This is a genomic window from Campylobacter sp. US55 (genome assembly GCF_004378955.1).
Lineage (GTDB): Bacteria > Campylobacterota > Campylobacteria > Campylobacterales > Campylobacteraceae > Campylobacter_D > Campylobacter_D jejuni.
The window spans coordinates 70,377-91,020 of record NZ_RYYF01000006.1; the positions used below are offsets into that span (position 1 = coordinate 70,377).

Sequence of the window (20,644 nt, forward strand, 5' to 3'; positions counted from 1 at the left end):
TAGAAAATGTATAAAAAATGATAAAAAAAATTTTAATGGGTATATAAGTAACAAAAATTAAGAAATGATAATATCATTTTCTTGCTTATTTACAACCTTGGCAATAATTTTAGCTTGAATATTTTCATCTTCTAGTTTTTTTAAACATTCTAAGGATTCTTTTTCACTTATAGAAATCAAAAGTCCTCCTGAAGTTTGCGGATCACAAAGTAATAATTTTTCTTCATTTAAATCAGGGATAAGTTCTTTTATAAATTCTAAATTTTTATAAGCTCCAGCAGGAATTAAACCCATATTAAAATACTCTTTTACTCCATCTAAAAAAGGAAGTTCACTTTCAAAAATTTCAAAAGAAATATTTTTATTTAGCATTTCTTTTAAATGTCCTAAAAGTCCAAAACCTGTGACATCACTCATGGCACTTGGATGAAATTTAAGAACAATTTGACTGGCTTTATAATTTAACTCCATCATACTTTTAAGCATTATATCTAAATGTTTTTGATTTAACATTTGCGCCTTTAAGGCTGTGCTTAAAATTCCCGTTCCTAAAGGCTTGGTTAAAATGATACAATCTCCAACTTTAGAAGTATTATTAGCAATAAATTGACTAGGATGTATTTTTCCTGTAACACTAAGTCCAAAAAAAAGCTCAGTGCTTTCTATAGTATGACCACCCACAACTAAAGCATTGCATTCTTGAACCTTATCATTTGCGCCCTCTAAAAGCTCTTTTAAGATATTTAAATCATGATTACAAGTATCAAAACCTACTATATTTAAGGCATTAATCACCTCTGCACCCATAGCAAAAACATCGCTTAAAGCATTTGCTGCAGCAATAGCACCAAAATGATAAGCACTGTCTACTATAGGAGTGATAAAATCAAGCGTTTGCACCAAAGCTAAATCGGGACTGATTTGATATACGCTTGCATCTTCATTATTTCCGATATCACTAAGTAAAGCAGGGGTTTTTTGCATGAAATTTAAAATTGTTTTAAGACCACCCGGGCTTAATTTCGCTGCTCAGCCTGCTGCTTTAACAAAATGGGTTAAATTTTGATTTTTATATTGCAGTATTTTTCCTTTACAAAGTAATAATTTTTGCTTTACCAAAAAGCTCGTTTAAAATTTCATATGCGTTACCTATATTTCCTATTTTAAGCTCTTTGCTTTTATTAAAAAATTCTAGACAAGCTCCACAACTTATGATCTCGATACCTAAATTTTCAAGTTCTTTCATAGCTAAATGTGCTTTATGATTTTCATCAACATTGATTAAAACACTTTCATTTACGCAAAGAATTTTACTTGGGGCATGATCTAAATTTTTTAAGGTACTTAAAAATCCTACAAGTAAATTTTGTCCCAATTCACCCTCACCCACTTTGTCAGTTTTTAAAAATAAAACATTATAATCGTGAATATTTACTTCACTAGAATTAAAATTATTTTTTTGTACTTTGATGCAAAACTCTTGTGCATTTTCATCTACAACAGGGTTTAAATTTAAAGAGTTAAGAAATTTTACAACATTATTTTTTGAAATAATAGAATTTAAAACGATTTCTAAAATTTCATTTTCCTGAAGTTTTTCAAGAGCGTTTTTTGTTTCAACTATAGGCTGAGGACAAGAAAGATTGCGACAATCAATTTTCATTATTTTTCCTTAATATTAGCTTTGGAAAATAATATTATTTTATTACTTGTTTTGTGTTTAAAAATTTTAAATAATATAGAAAAAATTTAAAAGCTCAAAAATGAGCTTTTTTTAAAATCTTTTTTTATTCACATCTTCAAGAATTGCTGCAGCAATTTGATTGACTTCATTTGTTATATTATTGGTGACATTTGCAACTTCGACATTTTCCTTAGTTACAGTTTCAAGTTGCGCTATAGCATCGTTAATCTGTGTGATTCCTGCTGTTTGTTCTTTTACAGATTCTGCTACTTCATTTACGCTTTGAACAAGTATATTAATATTTGCCTCGATTTCAGATAAGGATTTTCCCGTTCTTTCCGCAAGCTGTCTTACCTCATCTGCAACAACTGCAAAACCACGCCCATGTTCTCCAGCACGTGCAGCTTCAATAGCTGCATTTAAAGCAAGAAGATTCGTTTGCTCAGCGATATCTTTAATCACATTGACAATATTTTTTATATCATCAGCTTGCGAAGCAACCTCAACTGTTTTTCCACTTACATTTTGCATAGAAGAATTAATCTCCTCTACAGCTGCAGCCGATTGTTCTAAAGAACTCGCTTGTGCATTAGAGCCATCAGCAAGTTTTTGCATAGAATTTTTTAACTCTTCTGACTGATTGGCTAAATCTTTAGCAAAATTGGAAGAAGCTACAAGCATCTTTTTAATTTCTTTACCTAAAATATTAGTTGTAATCTCAACTTCGCCTTTAGCATCAAATACTTCTGTGCTAAAATCAAGCGCTTTATAACTATCAAAAACTCTATTAATTTCATTCATATTAGAACCAATTTTACTTTGCAAAACATCAAGCATTCTATTAAGAACATTTTTAAGTTCTACTAATTGAGGATTTATAGGATTTTTAGTAATTCTTGCAGTTAAATTACCTTTTTCGATTTCTCTAGCAGTTTGCACTGATTCATCTACAGCATTTTGATCTTGTTCTAAAGATATTTGAATCTTTTCAATATTTTCATTTATGATTCTACCCATTGCCCCTAATTCATCATTAGCTCGAATTTTAATTAATTTGAGCTCAATTTTTTCATGATTTAAGAAACGGAAAAAAGATTCTAAAGAATTAAGAATAATTGGCAATCTTGTTGCAACAATTTTTCTTACACAATAATAAACCACTCCTAAAACAACAAAAATAAAAATCAAAGATGCACTGATAATAATTAATTGTAATTTTTTCAAAGGTTCAAAAACTGAATATTTAGGGGCTGTTACCAAAACTGTCCAAGAACTATCTTGCACTTTAAAACTATTAATCGCGGCATAAGAATCATCACCATCAAAAGCTATATAGTTAAAAACTCCATTTTTTCCTTCGCTCATAGCCTTATAAGTCTCTTGTGCACCTTTATTAGGATTGATATCTTTTAAATTTTTTAAAACCAAATTTTTATTAGGGTGAATCGCGACAAATCCATCGGAATTTAAAAGAACTCTTAATTCTCCATCATATTTTTGACTCTTAGGATCTAAAAGATAAGTAGCAATAGCCGAAAAATCCAAAGTCATACCGATAACACCTACAACTTGATTCTTTCGGTCAAATATAGGCATAGCAATATTTACAGCATCAAAATCTTGACCTTCTAAATTCATCCTAATAGGACGTCCTATATATACTTTATTTTCCCCATATTTTGCTTTTTTTAATATATCTTGCACAACTTGTAAATTAGCTATTTCATCACTAGCTTGTATTGCTTTTATCCCGCCTTTGCTATCTTTTTCTTCATCAACATAAAGCATAACAAATTTTCCACTTTGAGTATTGAAAAATTTACTCTCCTCTTTAAAATATTCTGGCGGATCGATAAGATACAAATAAGTAAAATTAGAATAAGCACTATTATCAAAAGTATTGGTTATAATATTTGTTATACTATCTATATCTAAATTTTCTTTTGAAGTTGATCTAAACATTTCTGTTAAAGTACCTGAAATACTTTTATTTAAAGCAATCATTTCCCCAAAAATTCCTTGAGTTTGGGTAGCATATTCTTTCGTGATAGAAGCTAGAATATCTTCTGTGTTTTTGGTAATATTTTGACTTACTTGTTTTGTGATTAATGAGATTAAAATAATAAGCCCAATAACAACAACAGTTGCTACAGAAAAAATAAGTTTTAAACCTATATTTAAAGATTTAAACATCTTAATAACTCCTAAAAAATAAAATTTTGGATTTTATATTTTAACATATTTTTTAAAAAAATACCATTAATTAATTATAAAAATATTATGTATTAGTATTTTTTGATAGAAGATTTATTTTTTTCCTTTTAAAAACAATTCTTTAAAGCGTTTATTAGCGTATTCTTCTATGTCCTTTTGCAAAATAGAGTAATTTTCCATTAATTCCAAAGCTCTAGGAGTAAGTTTTGTTCCTGATTCTTTAGAGCGTCCTTGTCGTGTGCTAACTAAAATTTCTTGAGAATTTTTTTGTAAGGTTTGTAAATGCATCCAAGCTTTTTTATAATTAATCCCCATAAGTTTAGAAGCATGCAATAAACTACCTGTTTGTCCGATAAGCTCTAAAAGTTCTGTTTTTCCTCGTCCAAAAAGCAAATCTCCATCCGCATTTTCAATCCAAGTTTTTGTTCTTACTATAAATTGCTTACCTTTTTTTTCTTTAAAACAACCAAGTTGACAATACTTTACATCAACCTTATAAGCTTTTAAAGCTGAACGCATACTTTTAAGTCCACAACCTTCTTTAGCAATATCTCTTGCATCTTTACAAAAAATTCTACGCTTTTCATCTAAACTAGGTTCTATTTTTTTAAGCACTTCAATCTTTGCTTTTTCAAAATCTAAATGTCCAAATTGCCCCAACTCGCAATTATCAATTCTCATGTGATTTTCATCGGCTAATTGTCCGATTTTTTCTATATTTACATTAAATTTCTTTGCAATTTTAAAAGCCGTACCACAATCTAATTTTTCATTACTATTTAACAATTCTCTCATGTATGAGATGATTTCTTTTTCTTGGTTTTTATCCATGAATTCTAAATTCTCCACTATAAATATTGATCTTATTTTCTCTAGCAAAACCACAAAGCGTTAAATCAAATTTTCTTGCTATCATAACTCCTAAACAAGTAGGAGCCGTGCGTGAAACAAGGACTGGAATTTTATGCATAACTGCTTTAGCTACCATTTCAGAACTTAGCCTTCCACTAACCATTAAAAAACATTGACTTAAATCAACCCCAGCTAAACATGCTTTTCCTAAAGCTTTATCTATGGTATTATGTTGAGCTATATCTTCACCTATAAAAAAAGTTTTCTCATTTACAAAAAGCTTAGCCGTATGCACACAGCCTGTTTTCTCATAAAGCTCACATTGAGTATAAAAAGTACTCATTTGTTTTAAAATTTCATCTTTGCTAAATTTTGCATCAGAACTAATTTTACTCGCTTCAATGGCTTCTAAATCGATATTTGCAGTATGTGCTCTACCACAACCACTTATAACTACGCCTTCAGCATTAAGCTTTGCTAAATTTTCTTTATCAATCTTTGCTTTGATATACACACTCATACCATCATCTTTTGTTTCTATGTTCTCAATATCGCTTACTTTTGCAATGATATTTTCGCTCATTAAATACCCTATTGCTAATGCCTGTTCATCTACAGGAGTTGCCATTAAAGCACCTACTTTTTCATCATTAATAAAAATTTCAAGCTTAATTTCACGCACTAAAGTATCATCGCATGTAAAAGATTCATCACCTTTATATTTTAAAATCTGAGTTGTAAATAATGGATCCATACCTTATCCTTTAAATATCTTTAAATAATATTATATCAAAAAAACATAAATAACAAATTTATATATGGAAAAATAGATTTTAGATTCAACTTGTAAAATAAAATTCGTTCTATTTATTTCAAAAAAGCTTAAAACTACCGCTATGCAATAACATAGCGGTTAAAGATTAAATTTTCACATTAGGATCATAAGAAAAATTAGGTTCAATTTGTTTTTTACTACTTAATTCTTTATACCAATAAGAATGTAAAATATAAACCTCTTCTTCCTCTTTATAACCACTAATCATAGAATGGATACTGCCTTTGATTGCAAATACTGCCATATAAATATGCACACCAAAAAATACTGCACACACTATACCCAAGAAATTATGCACTATAGCTGAAATTCTTAAAAGTTCAATTTGAGTTAAACCAAAAAGACCTTGAATTGCCGTGGAATTAAAATCAAGAAAATACATAAATCCACCTGTAATTATCATCAAAAATCCACCAAAAACAGCAATATAATACCAAGATTTTTGACCAAAATTAAACTTACCTGCAGGTACAGGACGTTTTACTTTGCTTAAATAACCACCTACTATCATCATCCATCTGATATCATAACTTGCAGGAAGCATTCTTTTAATCCAGCATAAAAACATAGGGATTATAGAGATGATAAATAAAACCGTTGCAAAAGCGTGTAAATTTTTACAAACTCTTACAAAAAGTCCACCTCCAAAAGTCGCCCCAAACATCATCACAAAACCAGTTGGCACTAAAATCACCCAAGAAATTGCCGCGATAAAATGAAAAAGTCTTTCAAATAATGTAAAAGCATAAATTTTCTTTCCATCGTGTGAAAATTGTTTAGGTCCTATAACCATATAATGCAAAGCAAATGCAGACAACACGGCAATAACAGCAATTAAAGCTATAGTAGCTATATATTCACCTTGCAAAGTTGTCCAAAGTTTGCCAAAAGTTTCATAATTTGAGATATTTGTAATACGATGAAAATCCCAAATTTGAGTATCTTGTCCTATTCTCTCACTACCATAAGCAAATAAACTTACTACGCTTAATAAAAGCGTTGCAAATACTTTTCTCATAAGCGTTCCTTTCCTGTGTAAGCAATCTTCCATTCCAAACTTTCCGAAGGATTTGGAATGCCATAATTTCTATTCATAAGTCTATTATGATAAATCTCTTCTATTTTAGAACTTTCGCCTACTAAAAGTGCTTTTGTTGAACACATCGCAGCACATACAGGAACTTTACCTTCTGCAATACGATTTTGACCATAAAGTTCTCTTTCTTTTTCTGAATTTGTTGCTTCAGGGCCACCTGCACACATAGTACATTTATCCATAATGCCTTTATTTCCAAAAACACTATCTTTTGGAAATTGTGGTGCGCCAAAAGGACAAGCATAAAGACAATATCCGCAACCTATGCAAATTTCTTTATCATGCAAAACAATACCATCAGCACGGATATAAAAACAATCCACAGGACAAACGATAGAACAAGGAGCATCATCACAATGCATACAAGAAATAGAAGTTGAAACTTCTTTTCCTTGAATTCCTTCATTTAAAGTAATCACACGGCGACGGCGAATGTGAATAGGAAGCTCATGTGCTTCATCACAAGCTACCGCACAACCATTACAATCAATACAACGCTCATTATCACAAAAGAATTTCAAGCGTTCTTTTTCCAAATTTGCAAAATTTACCTTACTCATTTTCCATCCTTACTGATTCTACAAAGCCCACCTTTAGTCTCTGGAATCTGACACATAATATCATAACCATAATTTGTTACCGTATTAGCACTTTCTCCGCTTGCATAAGGCTTAGTTCCTTCTGGGAAGTTATGTGTTAAATCCACACCTTGCATTACCCCTGTAAAATGGAAAGGTAAGAAAATCATATCTTTTGCTACACCTGGATTAACCTTCACTCTTACATGAATTTTAGTACCCTCTGGAGAATGCACCCAAATCATATCTCCTGCTTTAATGTCTTGCTCTTTTGCTAATTCAGGATTGATCTCACAAAACATTTCAGGTGTTAAACGCGTTAGATACATAGATGCTCTATTTTCCATACCCGCACCATTTAAATTCACAAGTCTTGCAGTAACAAGATTAAGCGGGAATTCTTTAGAATAATCCTTAGCTTGTTGCACAGAAACAAATTTAGTATCCACGCGATAAAGTGCTTTTTGATCTTCAAAACTTGGATATTTTTGTACCAAATCGTTTCTTGGAGAATGTAAAGGCTCACGGTGGAGTGGAATTTTATCTTTAAAAGTCCAAACTACAGCTCTAGCTTTAGCATTTCCATAAGGAACTATGCCTTTTTCTATACATTTAGTTGCTATGATATTGCTATCATCATAAGACCAAGTTGATCCCATTTTTTCTTTTTCTTGGGCACTTAAAGTAATGCCTAAAACTTTTTCTATATTATCCTTAGTAATTTGTGGATAACCTGTATCAATAGGCGAATTTAAAGGTGCATTTTTAGCAAGTAAACTCTCTCCTTCATACTCAAGTCCAAAATTGTTTCTAAAGCCCATACCACCTTTTGCTACTTCAATGTCGGTATTATAAAGTACAGGAGAACCTGGGTGTTTATCACTCCAACAAGGCCAAGGAAGCCCGTAATACTCGCCAGCAACTTCGTCTTTTCCTTCTAAAGTTACCTCATCAAATTTATCCCAGTATAAAGTATGCTTTTTAAGCCTTTCAGGACTCCAACCATTAAGCCCTATACTTCTAACTGCTTTTGCAATTTCTCTTGTTGCATTTTCAGGCCAAACGATCTCACCTTTTTCATCGCGTAAAGTCTTGGTAAAGTCTTCATAAAAGCCTAATTTTTTAGCAAGCTCAAATAAAATTTCTTGATCTTCCATGCTTTCATAAAGTGGATCTACAACTTTAAATCTCCATTGTCCGCTACGATTTGTTGCTGTTACACTTCCGCTTGTTTCAAACTGTGTTGCTGCAGGTAAAAGATAAATTCCATCTTTTCTTTCTGCGATAATCCCTGCTTCATTTACAAAAGGATCAGCCAAAACTAAAAGCTCTAAAGCTTCTAAACCTTCTTTAACCTTAGCTTGTTGTGCGGTTGAAGTGATACCATTTCCCATAACTACTAAAGCTTTTAAAGGCGTTCCTGCATTATCGATAGCATCATTGCCATCTTTTCCATTTAAAGCTGCTGCCCACCATCTAGCAAGTGAAAGTCCGGTTTTATGCATCCAATCTTTACTTACAAAATTTCCTAAAAGCCACTCATAATCTACGCCCCAAATTTTGGCATAGTATCTCCAAGTCGCTTCATTTAAAGGATAATAACCAGGTAAATTTTCGCTTAAACAAGCCATGTCCGAAGCACCTTGAACATTATCGTGTCCGCGTAAGATATTAACTCCGCCGCCAAATTTACCTATATTTCCAAGTACCATTTGTACAATAGGTGCTAAACGCGTATTTGAAGTTCCTACGGTATGTTGAGTTAAACCCATAGCCCAAATAAGCGTAGTTGGTTTATTTTTAGCTACTTCGTGAGTAATTTGCACTAAAAGTTCTTTAGAAATTCCTGTAACATTTTCTACTTCTTCAGCTGTCCATTTTGCTGCTTCTTCACGAATTTTATCGATTCCAAAAACTCTTTCATCGAGATATTTTGTATCTTCTAAACCTTCATCAAAGATAATTTTTAGCATTCCATACATGAAAGCAATGTCAGTTCCCGGACGAATTCTTGCATAAATATCTGCCTTAGCTGCACTTTTTGTAAATCTAGGATCTACAACAATAAGCTTTGCGCCTTTTTCTTTTGCTTTTAAGAAATGTCTAAAACCCACAGGGTGATTTACCGCTGGATTTGCCCCAATGATAATGATACATTTACTTCTTTGAATGTCTCCAAGATGGTTTGTCATAGCGCCATAACCAAATGTATTCGCCACACCGGCGACTGTTGCGCTGTGTCAAATTCTAGCTTGATGATCTACATTGTTCGTTCCAAAAAACGCTGCAAATTTACGCACATAATAAGCTTGTTCATTGCTCATTTTTGCAGAACCTAAAAACATAACACTTTCAGGATTTTCTTTACGATAAGCAGCTAGTTTTTCTCCAATCTCACTTAAAGCTTGCTCATAACTTATGCGTTTCCATTCTCCATTTTCTTTTTTCATAGGATATTTTAAACGCACATGCGAACGCACCATATCGATCATATCAGATCCCTTGCAGCAATGTCCACCTGAACTCACAGGATGATCTTGAGCAATTTCTTGACGCACCCAAACACCATTTTGCACTTCTGCAATAATCCCACAGCCTACAGAACAGGCTGTACAAACTGTTTTTACTTTTTTACTACCTTCGTACGCTTCTTTAAGCTCATCAGCACTCGCTTCTCTTAAAGTTTCACTTCTAGCAAGCAACGGTGTTGCTAGGCTTGAAAGTGCTGCCATTTTAAGAAAAGAACGACGCGTAAGCTTGATATTTTCACCTACACTTGACATTACTCAGCCTTTATATAATAATTTTCCCAATTAGCACTTCTTTGAAAAAGCACTTCTTTTTTCTTACTTTTACCTTTAACTAAATCTTTTCTTTCTTCATCTTTAGCTAGAGCTAAAGTCGTACTACCAAGCACTCCAGCAGCCCCTAAGGCAAAAGCGGATTTTTTAAGAAATTCCCTGCGATTTTTCACGAGTCCTCCTTTGTTTATTTGCTTCTCTTCTTAAAAATTCTGAACGCGATAGATCGTTTTGCACTTTTTTAGAATTTATTTTTACAGGTTTTTCTACTTCAAAGCAAAATCTTTCAAATTCCATAAAAGCCAATGCAATACTTGAAATTTCCTTGTATAAATTCGCATTTTTATTCATGAAAACATCACCTAAAAACTCATCGATGTTTTTATTGATCACTTTTTCAAAAAGTTCTTTGGCTAAATCATCTTCATTTTGCCTTAAAAATTCACTCATCAACAATAAACAAAATCCAACACTATCTTCACTTTCTTTAAAAAATTTTTCATTGCGTCTTATTTTACTTTTGACTAAAATTTGACGCACACAAAGTAAAGGATTTGAATTTTCAAAACCTTCTTCTATGTAAGAAAAAGTCGTTGGAATGCTATTTTTAAGACTTAAAAAAAGCAAATCATATTCTTTAAAAAATGCTTGTATAGAATTTTCATCATCTAAATGCTTGAGCAAGATATCAAAATTTGATTTTAAATTTTCATCAAATAAACATTCTTGCATTGTCTTTAAATACTCTTGTAATTTTGACAATCTTTCTTCAGAAAATGAAAAAACAAAAAGCTCTCCTAGACATTGATAATAAAGACTTCTAGCTAATCTTAATTTTTCCAAATCCATTAAAGCCTCCATGCATTCAAAATTTTCAAAAATAGCTTTAAATTTTGCTTGAATGAATATTATGCAAAATATACCTAATATTCATTTTAAAGCCGATTTTTAAATCGATTTATCTTAATACTATTTGATTTAAAAATCACTGAATTTCAATAAAATTCTATAAGGACTTAAAATCTTAAAAAATCATACCAAAGTATTAAAAATTAGATATTTAAGTTGATTTTATATTTGAAAAAATAAAATACTTTGTATAAAATTTATGTCTTTGATTTTTTCCAAGTAAAATTAACATTTTATGCAAATTATAAATAATACTAATTTCTTAAAGAATAATCCTTATAAGAAAATTCTCTTATCATTTGAAGTTCATTTTTATGGTCTAAAAGCATGAGATTTGGAAGTCTTATACCATTAAAAGTTGTGTTTTTCACAATGGTGTAATGAATTTGATCTAAAAAAATAATTTTATCGCCGATTTTAAGCTTTTTATCAAAGGCGTATTCTCCCATTACATCACCCGCTAAACAAGTATTTCCAGTAAGCAAATAGGAAAATTCGTTTTCTTTTAAGTCTGAAATTTTTTCATTTTCTCTTGTGGCTAAAATTCTAGCATTTAAAACTTCACTTGTATAAGGCATGATGATAGTATCTGGCATATGTGCTTCGCTTGAAGTATCTAAAATAGCAATTTGTTTTTCATTTTCTATGATATCTACTACACTAGCCACCAAATTTCCTGTTTGCCAACCCACCGCTTCACCTGGTTCAAGATAAACTTGCACACCGTATTTATCACTGAAATTTTTACACAAAACAATAAGTTTTTCAACATCATAGCCTTTTTTAGTGATGTGATGTCCTCCTCCAAAATTCACCCATTTCATTTGCCCTATCCATTTACCAAATTTCTCTTCAAAGACCTTTAAAACAGCTTCTAAAGCGTCAGCACTTTCTTCACAAAGTGCGTGAAAATGAAGTCCTTCTATAGCATTTAAATCCACATTTTCAAAATCTTTAGCACGAATTCCAAGTCTTGAGTATCTTCCACAAGGATTGTAAAGTTCTTTTGGAGCTAGAGAAAATTCAATATTACAACGAAGGCCTAAGGAATTTTTTTGTGTTTTGCTTTGAAATTTATGAAATTGAGCTAAAGAGTTAAACACTATATGATGAGATAAACTGGCTATTTCACCTATTTCATCTTCTTTAAAAGCAGGAGAATAAGTATGAATTTCTTTATCCATGTATTCTTTAGCAAATTTTGCTTCCCAAAGTCCGCTACAAGTACAACCTTTTAGATATTCTCCGACAATTTTCATCGCTCCTGAAAAAGCAAAACCTTTTAAAGCTAAAAGCACTTTAGCACCACTTTTTTCGCCAACACTTGCTAAAAGCTCGCAATTTTTTCTTAATTTATCTTCTTCTAAAATATAAGCTGGGGTTTGAATATTTTCATAAAACATTATTTTTCCTTGATTAAATTGCTAAAATCATAACAAAATTAAACCAAATTTTCAAAATAAATATTTACTAAAACTAAAAAAATAATGACTATAATACAAAAAATCAAGCAAAAGGAAAAACTAATGAATAGAAGAAATTTTTTAAAATTTAATGCACTTACTCTAGCAAGTATGGGTGTAGCCTATGCAAATCCTATGCACGATATGCACTCCATGCATAAAAATCATTCTATAAATCATGACTTAGATACTTCTTTTATAAACTTTGCTTCAAAAAATTTAAAGCTTTTAGATCCAAAACAATTCCCCCAAGGAGAAATTTTAAAAGCCTTACCTTTACTCAAAAATGAAAGTAAAGAAAAAAATATTTTTCGTGCTACCCTAGAAATCAAAGAAAATCATATAGAGCTTATCAAAGGTAAAAAAACCTTATTTTATACTTACAATGGTCTAGTACCTGCTCCAAAAATAGAAGTTTTTGAAGGAGATAAACTTGAAATTTTAGTCAAAAACAAACTCAAAGAAGCTACAACTATACATTGGCATGGCGTTCCTGTGCCACCTGATCAAGATGGAAGCCCACATGATCCTATCTTAGCAGGAGAAGAAAGAATATATCGTTTTGAAATTCCTCAAGATAGCGCAGGAACTTACTGGTATCATCCACACCCTCATTATACCACTTCTAAACAAGTTTTTATGGGTTTAGCAGGGGCTTTTGTGATCAAAGCAAAAAAAGATGCTTTAAGTCATTTAAAAGAAAAAGATTTGATGATTAGCGATTTGCGTCTTGATGAAAACGCTCAAATTCCAAACAACAACCTAAATGATTGGCTAAATGGTAGAGAAGGAGAATTTGTACTCATCAATGGACAATTTAAACCTAAAATCAAACTCGCCACAAACGAACGCATACGCATTTATAATGCTACTGCGGCAAGATATTTAAATTTACGCATACAAGGAGCTAAGTTTATACTTGTTGGTACTGATGGTGGACTTATAGAAAAAGCTATTTATAAAGAAGAACTTTTTTTAAGTCCTGCTTCTCGCGTAGAAGTTTTAATCGACGCTCCAAAAGATGGAGAATTTAAGCTAGAAAGTGCTTATTATGATAGGGATAAAATGATGGTAAAAGAAGAACCTAATACCCTATTTCTAGCCAATATTAGCCTAAAAAAAGAAAATTTAGAACTTCCAAAAAATTTAAAAATTTTCAAACCTTTAGAAGAGCCTAAGGAATTTAAAGAAATAATCATGAGTGAAGATCATATGCAAATGCATGGTATGATGGGAAAAAGTGAAAGCGAATTAAAAATCGCTCTTGCGTCTATGTTTTTAATCAATGGTAAAAGCTATGATTTAAAACGCATTGATTTAAGCTCCAAGCTTGGAGTAGTTGAAGACTGGATAGTGATAAATAAATCTCACATGGATCATCCTTTCCACATACACGGCACGCAATTTGAACTCATCTCATCAAAACTCAATGGCAAAGTTCAAAAAGCCGAATTTAGAGCCTTAAGAGATACTATAAATGTGCGTCCTAATGAAGAGTTAAGACTTAGAATGAAACAAGATTTTAAAGGACTTAGAATGTATCATTGCCATATTTTAGAACATGAAGATTTAGGAATGATGGGAAATTTAGAAGTAAAGGAATAAAATGGTAAAAGTGGAATTTTTAGGCCCTATAAATAAAGAAAATTTAGAACTTGAAGTAAAAAATTTAAAAGAATTAAAAGAAATTTTGCAAAAAGATGAGAGTTTAAAAGAATGGCTAGAACTTTGTGCCGTATCTTTAAACGATGAAATCATTTTTGATGAAAACACTAAGTTAAAAGATGGTGATAAAATAGCACTTTTACCGCCAGTTTGTGGGGGTTAAATGAAACATTTTACACTCTATCAAGGTTCTTTAGATATTCCTAAAATTTATAGCCAATGGTATGAATTTGCCAAGAATAAAAACTGCGGTGCTTTGCTGACTTTTTGTGGTATTGTGCGTGAAGAAGGAGGCATTGAGGCACTTAGTTTTGATATTTATGAACCGCTTTTAAAAAAATGGTTTGATGAGTGGCAAAAAAGAGTAGATTTTGATGGTATTAGCTTGCTTTTTGCTCACTCTATAGGCGATGTGGCGGTTCATGAAAGCTCTTATTTTGCAGGAATTTTAAGCAAACAAAGAAAATTAGGACTTAAACTCCTTAATGAATTTGTTGAAGATTTTAAAGCAAGCGCACCCATTTGGAAGTATGATGTGATAAACAAAGAAAGAATTTATGCCAAAGAAAGATCAACCAAACTTTGCGGTGCAGGACTTTTAAAAGGATAAAAAATGTTAATGTCTTATGAAGAAAGTTTAAAAATTTTACACTCTCATATCAAAACTTATGAAAAGATTGAAAAAATAGCTCTTACAGAGTGTTTAGGACGCATTTTAGCTCAAGACATAAAAGCCCTTAAAAATCAGCCTGAATTTCCAACTTCGGCTATGGATGGTTATGCGATCAAATTTGAAGATCAAGATAAGCCTTTAAAAATTTTAGGCCTCACACCTGCAGGCACTATGCCACAATTTAGCGTGCAAAATGGTACTTGTGTAAAAACCTTTACAGGCTCACTCATGAGCGAAGGAAGCGATACTTTAGTCCCTGTTGAAAATGTACGCGTAGAAAATGATACTCTTTTTATAGAAAAAAAAGTTCCCCAAGCTTTTGCCGTGCGTGCGGTAGGAGAAAACTATAAAAAAGATGAAATTTTACTCAAAAAAGGCACAAGGTTAAATTATAGCGAAATAGCTCTTTTAGCTGAACTTGGATTTTTTCACATTGGTGTGTTTATAAAGCCTATTGTAGGGGTTTTAAGCAGTGGAAGTGAGATAAAAGATCTAGGAGAAGCCTTGGAAAATCCTGCTCAAATCCGCTCTTCAAATCATATCGCCATAGCTAATTTAGCTAAAAATTTAAATTGCGATACAAGGGTTTTTCCTCTTTTAAAAGATGATGAAAAAGCCACTTTTTCTACCCTTGAAAGCGCTTTGCAAAGTTGTGATATTTTGATTACAACAGGCGGGGTTTCTATGGGGGATTTTGACTTTTTAAAAAAAGCTGTAAAAGAATATGAAATCATCATCGATAAAGCCGACATAAAACCAGGTAGACATATCAAAATAGCCAAGGCTAATGAAAAATTCATCATCGCCTTACCAGGTTTTCCTTACTCGGCTATGGTAATGTTTAATCTTTACGCAAGAGAGATTTTAAACTCTTGGTTACTTCAACCTAAAGACTATATTTGCAAGGCCTTTTTACAAGGAAGTTACAAGAAAAAAACACCTTATTTGGAATTTGTCGCTTGTAATGTGGAATTTAAAAATGGACGCATTTTAGCCAATCTTGAAGGTAAGAAAGAAGGCTCTAGTGCGATTATAAACAATCTTAACAATAAAGCTGCCCTTATGGTGGTACCAAAAGAATGTGAAATTTTAGAAAATGAAAGTTTAGTGGATATTATCTTTATGCCTTAAAATTATTTAAATAATTTTATTTCGATTTTAATCAACCCTAAATTTCAATAAGTTTCAAATTTACAACCTCCTTTTAGTGAAGTAATTAGCCCTAGCAGAATTTCAATCCACTAGGGTTTTTTAGTCCCTTTTTAAATTTCTTTATGGTAAAATCAAGCGATGCTATTATAAATAATGCAATAAGTTTTAGTCCCTTTTTAAATTTCTTTATGGTAAAATATAATAATCAACAACTCGCCTGTAAATATTGTTTTAGTCCCTTTTTAAATTTCTTTATGGTAAAATAGATATTTACCAGATAATGAAAATTTCGGGGTTTTTTCATGAAAAATAGCAAAAATTATGCTATAATCTCATAAGAAATTTAAAAAGGGACTAAAATAAAGAGTTTGCGGGACTCTGCGGGGTTACAATCCCCTAAAACCGCTTTTAAAATTCAAATAAATTTTGCTGATGATATTTTTCTTGTTTTTTGTTTATTTGAATTTCTTCGTTATTTGAATTTTTATATTTAAATTCTCCATGACTATCTATATCAAAAAGCGTTAAATTGGTTTCGTTATTAACTTTTTCGTTAAAAACTATGCCACCAAGCAAAAGCTCCATTTTATCAAACTGCTTTTCAGTGATGATTAAAGCCCTTACATTTCCATAAGGTGGCAAAATCTTTTTTACATTTTCAATAGAACTTTTTGCAGAACTTAAACCCTTGCAAATACGCATATAAACGCTAAATTGCAACATAAAATAACCTAATTTTATAAGATTGTTTCTAAATTTACTTGCTAGTTTTTGCTCTTTTTTACTTTTAGTTGGCACATCAAACATCAAAAGCACACGCATAAATTTATCTTCAATCATCAAATTTTACTATCTTTAGCTCATCTTCATACAATAAAGCATTTTTAAAATTTGCCACATAATGATTTATCGCTCTGTTTAAAGGATAATTTTGCCCATCAAAATTGATTTTGCTTTGCAAATTGCCAATCAACGCTCTTTTGTCATCTTTGCTTAAAAACTCACTTTCACCCTTAAGCTTTAAAACACAATCATCAACACTAGCCCTAAACACTTCTATCAAATCATCGCAAAGCGCAAAAGAATTATAAATATTATCGTGCTTTATGCCAAGCCAAGGCAAAAGCCCACTTATACAAACTGCTCTAATAATACAAGCCCTAATGATTGCATAGCCATAATTTAAAGCAGAATTTTCAAAGCAAAGCTCATCTCTTGAAAAAGAAACACCAAACAAAGTTTTAAAATAAAGCGCCGCCGCAACAGCTTCGATATTTTTACTATCATTTAAGCTTACTTTTTTAGCCAAATTTATAAGCTCATTGCTTTGCTCTATTTTATTGTGTTTTTTCAAAACAAAGGCTTGATTTAGGATTTTGTTTTTAATGATTTTTTGCCATAAAATAGCCTTTTTTTGAGCACTTACATTTATTTGTTCTTTTGCGATTTTTGCACTTTGAAAATGCCCTAAAAAAGGAGTAAAAACACCATTTATACTATGAGTTTCATCGCAGGTTAGCAAGATGATTTTATGCTTTGCAAAAGCGTTAAAAAGTGCGGAACTAAGGCTTGCTTGTAAGCTTTCTAAAATGATGATATTTATATCTTTTAAAAACAATTTGGCTATATTTTCATCTTGCTTAATCACAAGATGATTTAGCTCTAAATTTAGCTTGGCATTAGAGCTAATAAGCAGTGTTTTAAAAGCTTCATCGTAACTCATTTTTTAAAATCTTCTCTTTGTCTAAACTCAGCCTTTGTCACTTCTCCAAGTGCTGAAACTATGTATTTTTCAAATACTTTTAGATTTTGAATTCCTATGCTTTTTGCGATTACTTCTTTTTCATTTGCATTTTTAAACAATATTTTTTGATTTTTGCTTAGCGTTTCAAATTTATTATCGTGTTTTGAAACAATCAAACTAACAGTAGAGCTTGTAAAAGCATTAAAATAAACAAGTTCTGGCTCTTGCATATCTTTAGTTTGAATTAAAATCAAACTATCTTTGTATAAAGAAAAGCAAAACTCATAATTTTCATCCATTAAAATCCAATCTTTTATAAGACCTGACTTTTTATCTTTACCTTGCACCACGGCTTTATTTGGTAATACTTTTAAAGCAAAATCCATAGTATAAATTGGCACAGCATAAAATTTATTTGTCTTTTTGTGTTTAAAAATATCCACTCTAAACATATCGCCATTTTTAACAATTTTACCATTTACTTTGCGGATTTTACCAAGCTCTAGGGCTTTTAAAACTCCTTCTTTTCCGCCGTATGATTGATAGAATTCTTCTTCTTTTCTAAATGTTTCTTCGTGTAAGGCTCCGCTTGGCTTTTTTCTCTCAGGTTTTGAGACAAAAATTTCATCAATTTTATCTAAAACCTTTTGCCTAAAACCACTAAAAGGCTCAAAAAACTTCCTTTTGTTTTTATAATCTAATTCACTAATTTTTTTTGCATAAAGTTCTGCACTGTTGCTTTCTTGCTCTTTTTTAAAATCTGAAAAAGCCTTTACGATAGAGTTGTTTGCATAAGCTATAATTACCGCATCGATGGCGTGATGAAGATGATTATTTCTATCTTTAGTGCTAAAGCCCCAAGTGTGTCTTAAAGCCGATGTTAGCATACCGCTTTTTGCTTCTACATGCACTTTTGAGCCTTTTTGTATGTCATTTAACTTTGTATTTTCATCATCGCTTAAAGGTAAAAAATCTAAATAATCTTTAGTATAGTTTAAAACAAGCCTTGCGATGTAGCGAGTATCGTTTAGATTTCTATCTTTAAAGTCTTTTTGCTCTTTGTCTTTATAGTTTTTATCTAAAATTCTTTTTTGCTTTTTAGTAGGCAAATTTTTTGCTAAAACTTCAATTTTCTGCCATTTTGTACTATCATTGCCAAAGGCTTCAAAGGGGGTTTTATTAAGCTTTTCTTGATTTTGCTTGGTAAAAACTAAAACCTTATTCATATAAGAATCATCAAAACTTCTAGAGTAAGGGTAAATATGGTCAATTTCAAGCATTTTTTCATCTTGCAAATCGCTAAGTTTAATCTTTTCTCCACTATAAGCACAAAATTCTTTTTGTTCTTTAAATAATCTTAATTTTAAAATATTTTTATTATTTATTTTTAAGCCTAGTTTTTCACACTCAAGCTCGGCGTCTTTTTTGGCCTTGTAGTTTTCATTTTGCTCTTTTTCTATTTTAGCTCTTTGGCTGTGATTTTTACCTACTTCTCTTGCTAATTCAATGTTTATTTTATGCACTTTGCCGTATTTTTTAAGTAAAGCATTTAAGACCTTTCTGTATTCTTTAATCGCCCTTAAAACTACAGGATTAGTTACCTCATCTTTATAATAAGTTTCATTAAATGCGGGTAAAAAATCTTTTTTATCTTCATTGATTACTACTTTTAAATTAAGCTCATTACAAGCTTCATCGTATTTTTTACCTTCAAGCATTAAAGGAGTGATAAGTTTTAAGGCTTTAAAACTTATATTTAAATGGTCTTTAAATTCCAATTTGCTTAAACTATCAATTTGATTTTGATTTAAATCGTATTTTGCTAAAGCCTTTTTAAGCTTAATCTCATCTTTTATAAGGGTAATATCTTTTGCTATTTCATTTAAATCATCTTGGCTTAAACTATGATCACCTAGGGCTTTTATAAATTCTTTATATTTTTTAAACTCAATAAAATAAGTTCCTTTTTCTCCTTTAAATTCATAATCATCGCTTAAGCCCAAAAGCTTTTTTGTTTGTTTATAAGTTAGAGTGCCGTTTTTTAAAACTTCATTCAAAAGCGTGTTTAAATCATCTTTTGTATATAAAATTCCTTCAGTATTTTTAAGATTGTTTAAAAGATTGATAATTCTTGTAAGCGCTACAAACATAAAAGCTAAAGGCGAATTTTTTGGCGCTCTTTTTTCATCAGTAAAAAAACTACAATTTCCCACCAAATGAGAAAAATCTTTTAAAGCCCTTTTATAAAATGCTACACTAAGCACTTCTTCTTCAAATTTCTTTGAAAAAGAAAGGCCAAATTCTCTTTGTTTTTGAAAAATAAGCTTTAATTCATCTTTTAAAAAACTTTGCGCTATGCAGCGTTCATAACTTTCTTTTTTATTTCTAACATTTATAAATTCTTTGGAATTTTCTTTGAATTTTTGAAAATACTCTTTATAAAGATACTCTCCCACACTTTGATAATTTACTAGTTTTTCTTCATTTTGCTTGATAGCTTTTAAAATTTCACTCTTTTCTTCATTATCGCTATTTTTAATATCATCATAGCCACGCCTTTTTGCAATATGTAAAATCACTCTTGCAAAATCTTGCTTACTTAAAAGCTCGTTTAAAGCTCTAAATCTTAACTCATAAGGGCTAATTAAAGAGCCTTTATAAGCCTTAGCTAAACTTTCATCAAAGCTTTGATAATCTTCGTAATTTAACTTAAATTCATTTGCGATTAAATGTTTTAAGTGATTTAGCCTTGCTTTGCGTCTAACAAGGCGTTTTCTAGCACTTCTTGCAAGGCGTCTTGGCAAGGCTAAGGATTCTCCTGTTTTAGGATTTTCAGCCTTTGTAAAAATCCTAACTCCGCAATCTTTTAACTCATCATTTTCGCTAAATGCCCAGCCAATAGAGCTTATTCCTATATCAAATGCCAAAATTCTTGCCACACTAGATCCTTTTTAATATTTATGATTTGTTTATAATTA

The 20,644-nt window shown here is 31.1% G+C and carries 18 protein-coding genes; 4 read left to right on the top strand and 14 right to left on the bottom strand.

Annotated elements, in window-relative coordinates; translation table 11 throughout:
• Positions 1-57: 57 nt before the first annotated feature.
• From selD to nspC, 11 genes are all read right to left on the bottom strand, one after another.
• Positions 58-1,080, bottom strand: coding sequence for a selenide, water dikinase SelD (gene selD / locus ELQ07_RS05405; RefSeq protein ID WP_079461991.1), 1,023 nt, complete (start codon positions 1,078-1,080; stop codon positions 58-60).
• A 10-nt stretch (positions 1,081-1,090) separates the two neighbouring features.
• A complete protein-coding gene (gene yedF, locus ELQ07_RS05410) occupies positions 1,091-1,663 on the bottom strand; it encodes a sulfurtransferase-like selenium metabolism protein YedF (RefSeq protein ID WP_052785480.1) in 573 nt (190 codons plus the stop codon).
• 111 nt (positions 1,664-1,774) lie between these two features.
• Positions 1,775-3,877 (bottom strand): aspartate chemotaxis receptor CcaA, encoded by a 2,103-nt coding sequence (gene ccaA / locus ELQ07_RS05415; protein WP_070316795.1) that lies wholly within the window; start codon positions 3,875-3,877, stop codon positions 1,775-1,777.
• A gap of 114 nt (positions 3,878-3,991) precedes the next feature.
• Positions 3,992-4,729: a winged helix-turn-helix domain-containing protein gene (locus ELQ07_RS05420; RefSeq protein ID WP_002855349.1), complete on the bottom strand. Its 738-nt coding sequence runs from the start codon at positions 4,727-4,729 to the stop codon at positions 3,992-3,994.
• Positions 4,722-5,504, bottom strand: coding sequence for a formate dehydrogenase accessory sulfurtransferase FdhD (gene fdhD / locus ELQ07_RS05425; protein ID WP_070241095.1), 783 nt, complete (start codon positions 5,502-5,504; stop codon positions 4,722-4,724). The genes ELQ07_RS05420 and fdhD overlap by 8 nt, the downstream gene beginning before the upstream one ends.
• A gap of 166 nt (positions 5,505-5,670) precedes the next feature.
• On the bottom strand, positions 5,671-6,603 hold the full coding sequence (locus ELQ07_RS05430; RefSeq protein WP_134224848.1) for a formate dehydrogenase subunit gamma: 933 nt from the start codon (positions 6,601-6,603) through the stop codon (positions 5,671-5,673).
• The gene (fdh3B, locus tag ELQ07_RS05435) at positions 6,600-7,241 is read right to left on the bottom strand and encodes a formate dehydrogenase FDH3 subunit beta (RefSeq protein ID WP_002851264.1); all 642 of its coding nucleotides are present in this window, start codon (positions 7,239-7,241) and stop codon (positions 6,600-6,602) included. The genes ELQ07_RS05430 and fdh3B overlap by 4 nt, the downstream gene beginning before the upstream one ends.
• Positions 7,238-10,042, bottom strand: coding sequence for a formate dehydrogenase subunit alpha (locus tag ELQ07_RS05440; RefSeq protein ID WP_079742596.1), 2,805 nt, complete (start codon positions 10,040-10,042; stop codon positions 7,238-7,240). The genes fdh3B and ELQ07_RS05440 overlap by 4 nt, the downstream gene beginning before the upstream one ends.
• Positions 10,042-10,233: a twin-arginine translocation signal domain-containing protein gene (locus ELQ07_RS05445; RefSeq protein ID WP_002851537.1), complete on the bottom strand. Its 192-nt coding sequence runs from the start codon at positions 10,231-10,233 to the stop codon at positions 10,042-10,044. Before ELQ07_RS05445 ends, ELQ07_RS05440 begins: the two co-directional genes overlap by 1 nt.
• Positions 10,208-10,921, bottom strand: coding sequence for a molecular chaperone TorD family protein (locus tag ELQ07_RS05450; protein ID WP_079860164.1), 714 nt, complete (start codon positions 10,919-10,921; stop codon positions 10,208-10,210). Before ELQ07_RS05450 ends, ELQ07_RS05445 begins: the two co-directional genes overlap by 26 nt.
• A gap of 302 nt (positions 10,922-11,223) precedes the next feature.
• Positions 11,224-12,372, bottom strand: coding sequence for a carboxynorspermidine decarboxylase (nspC, locus tag ELQ07_RS05455; protein WP_134224849.1), 1,149 nt, complete (start codon positions 12,370-12,372; stop codon positions 11,224-11,226).
• 123 nt (positions 12,373-12,495) lie between these two features.
• Here nspC and cueO point away from each other — a divergent pair, with 123 nt between their 5' ends.
• The 4 genes from cueO to ELQ07_RS05475 are packed head-to-tail and all read left to right on the top strand — an operon-like array spanning position 12,496 to position 15,901.
• A complete protein-coding gene (gene cueO / locus ELQ07_RS05460) occupies positions 12,496-14,037 on the top strand; it encodes a multicopper oxidase CueO (protein ID WP_134224850.1) in 1,542 nt (513 codons plus the stop codon).
• 1 nt (position 14,038) lies between these two features.
• Positions 14,039-14,260, top strand: coding sequence for a MoaD/ThiS family protein (locus tag ELQ07_RS05465; RefSeq protein ID WP_002779488.1), 222 nt, complete (start codon positions 14,039-14,041; stop codon positions 14,258-14,260).
• Positions 14,261-14,707, top strand: a complete 447-nt coding sequence (locus tag ELQ07_RS05470) for a molybdenum cofactor biosynthesis protein MoaE (protein ID WP_002932396.1) — start codon at positions 14,261-14,263, stop codon at positions 14,705-14,707.
• A 3-nt stretch (positions 14,708-14,710) separates the two neighbouring features.
• Entirely contained in the window at positions 14,711-15,901 is a 1,191-nt protein-coding gene (locus ELQ07_RS05475) for a molybdopterin molybdotransferase MoeA (protein ID WP_070241101.1), read from the top strand.
• Positions 15,902-16,330: 429 nt separating this feature from the next.
• On the opposite strand, the gene cas2 is transcribed toward ELQ07_RS05475, so the two are convergent.
• From cas2 to cas9, 3 genes are read right to left on the bottom strand one after another with little or no spacing between them, the layout of a single operon-like run.
• On the bottom strand, positions 16,331-16,762 hold the full coding sequence (gene cas2, locus ELQ07_RS05480; protein WP_002797817.1) for a CRISPR-associated endonuclease Cas2: 432 nt from the start codon (positions 16,760-16,762) through the stop codon (positions 16,331-16,333).
• The gene (gene cas1, locus ELQ07_RS05485) at positions 16,755-17,645 is read right to left on the bottom strand and encodes a type II CRISPR-associated endonuclease Cas1 (RefSeq protein ID WP_057042706.1); all 891 of its coding nucleotides are present in this window, start codon (positions 17,643-17,645) and stop codon (positions 16,755-16,757) included. The genes cas2 and cas1 overlap by 8 nt, the downstream gene beginning before the upstream one ends.
• Positions 17,642-20,605: a type II CRISPR RNA-guided endonuclease Cas9 gene (gene cas9, locus ELQ07_RS05490; RefSeq protein ID WP_057042707.1), complete on the bottom strand. Its 2,964-nt coding sequence runs from the start codon at positions 20,603-20,605 to the stop codon at positions 17,642-17,644. Before cas9 ends, cas1 begins: the two co-directional genes overlap by 4 nt.
• Positions 20,606-20,644 lie beyond the last annotated feature (39 nt).

Excerpts from the sequence above, each read along its gene's own strand:
- yedF (WP_052785480.1), bottom strand. The coding sequence starts at position 1,663 with ATGAAAATTGATTGTCGCAATCTTTCTTGTCCTCAGCCTATAGTTGAA.
- ccaA (WP_070316795.1), bottom strand. The coding sequence starts at position 3,877 with ATGTTTAAATCTTTAAATATAGGTTTAAAACTTATTTTTTCTGTAGCA.
- ELQ07_RS05420 (WP_002855349.1), bottom strand. The coding sequence starts at position 4,729 with ATGGATAAAAACCAAGAAAAAGAAATCATCTCATACATGAGAGAATTG.
- fdhD (WP_070241095.1), bottom strand. The coding sequence starts at position 5,504 with ATGGATCCATTATTTACAACTCAGATTTTAAAATATAAAGGTGATGAA.
- ELQ07_RS05430 (WP_134224848.1), bottom strand. The coding sequence starts at position 6,603 with ATGAGAAAAGTATTTGCAACGCTTTTATTAAGCGTAGTAAGTTTATTT.
- fdh3B (WP_002851264.1), bottom strand. The coding sequence starts at position 7,241 with ATGAGTAAGGTAAATTTTGCAAATTTGGAAAAAGAACGCTTGAAATTC.
- ELQ07_RS05450 (WP_079860164.1), bottom strand. The coding sequence starts at position 10,921 with ATGGAGGCTTTAATGGATTTGGAAAAATTAAGATTAGCTAGAAGTCTT.
- nspC (WP_134224849.1), bottom strand. The coding sequence starts at position 12,372 with ATGTTTTATGAAAATATTCAAACCCCAGCTTATATTTTAGAAGAAGAT.
- cueO (WP_134224850.1), top strand. The coding sequence starts at position 12,496 with ATGAATAGAAGAAATTTTTTAAAATTTAATGCACTTACTCTAGCAAGT.
- ELQ07_RS05465 (WP_002779488.1), top strand. The coding sequence starts at position 14,039 with ATGGTAAAAGTGGAATTTTTAGGCCCTATAAATAAAGAAAATTTAGAA.
- ELQ07_RS05470 (WP_002932396.1), top strand. The coding sequence starts at position 14,261 with ATGAAACATTTTACACTCTATCAAGGTTCTTTAGATATTCCTAAAATT.
- ELQ07_RS05475 (WP_070241101.1), top strand. The coding sequence starts at position 14,711 with ATGTTAATGTCTTATGAAGAAAGTTTAAAAATTTTACACTCTCATATC.
- cas2 (WP_002797817.1), bottom strand. The coding sequence starts at position 16,762 with ATGATTGAAGATAAATTTATGCGTGTGCTTTTGATGTTTGATGTGCCA.
- cas1 (WP_057042706.1), bottom strand. The coding sequence starts at position 17,645 with ATGAGTTACGATGAAGCTTTTAAAACACTGCTTATTAGCTCTAATGCC.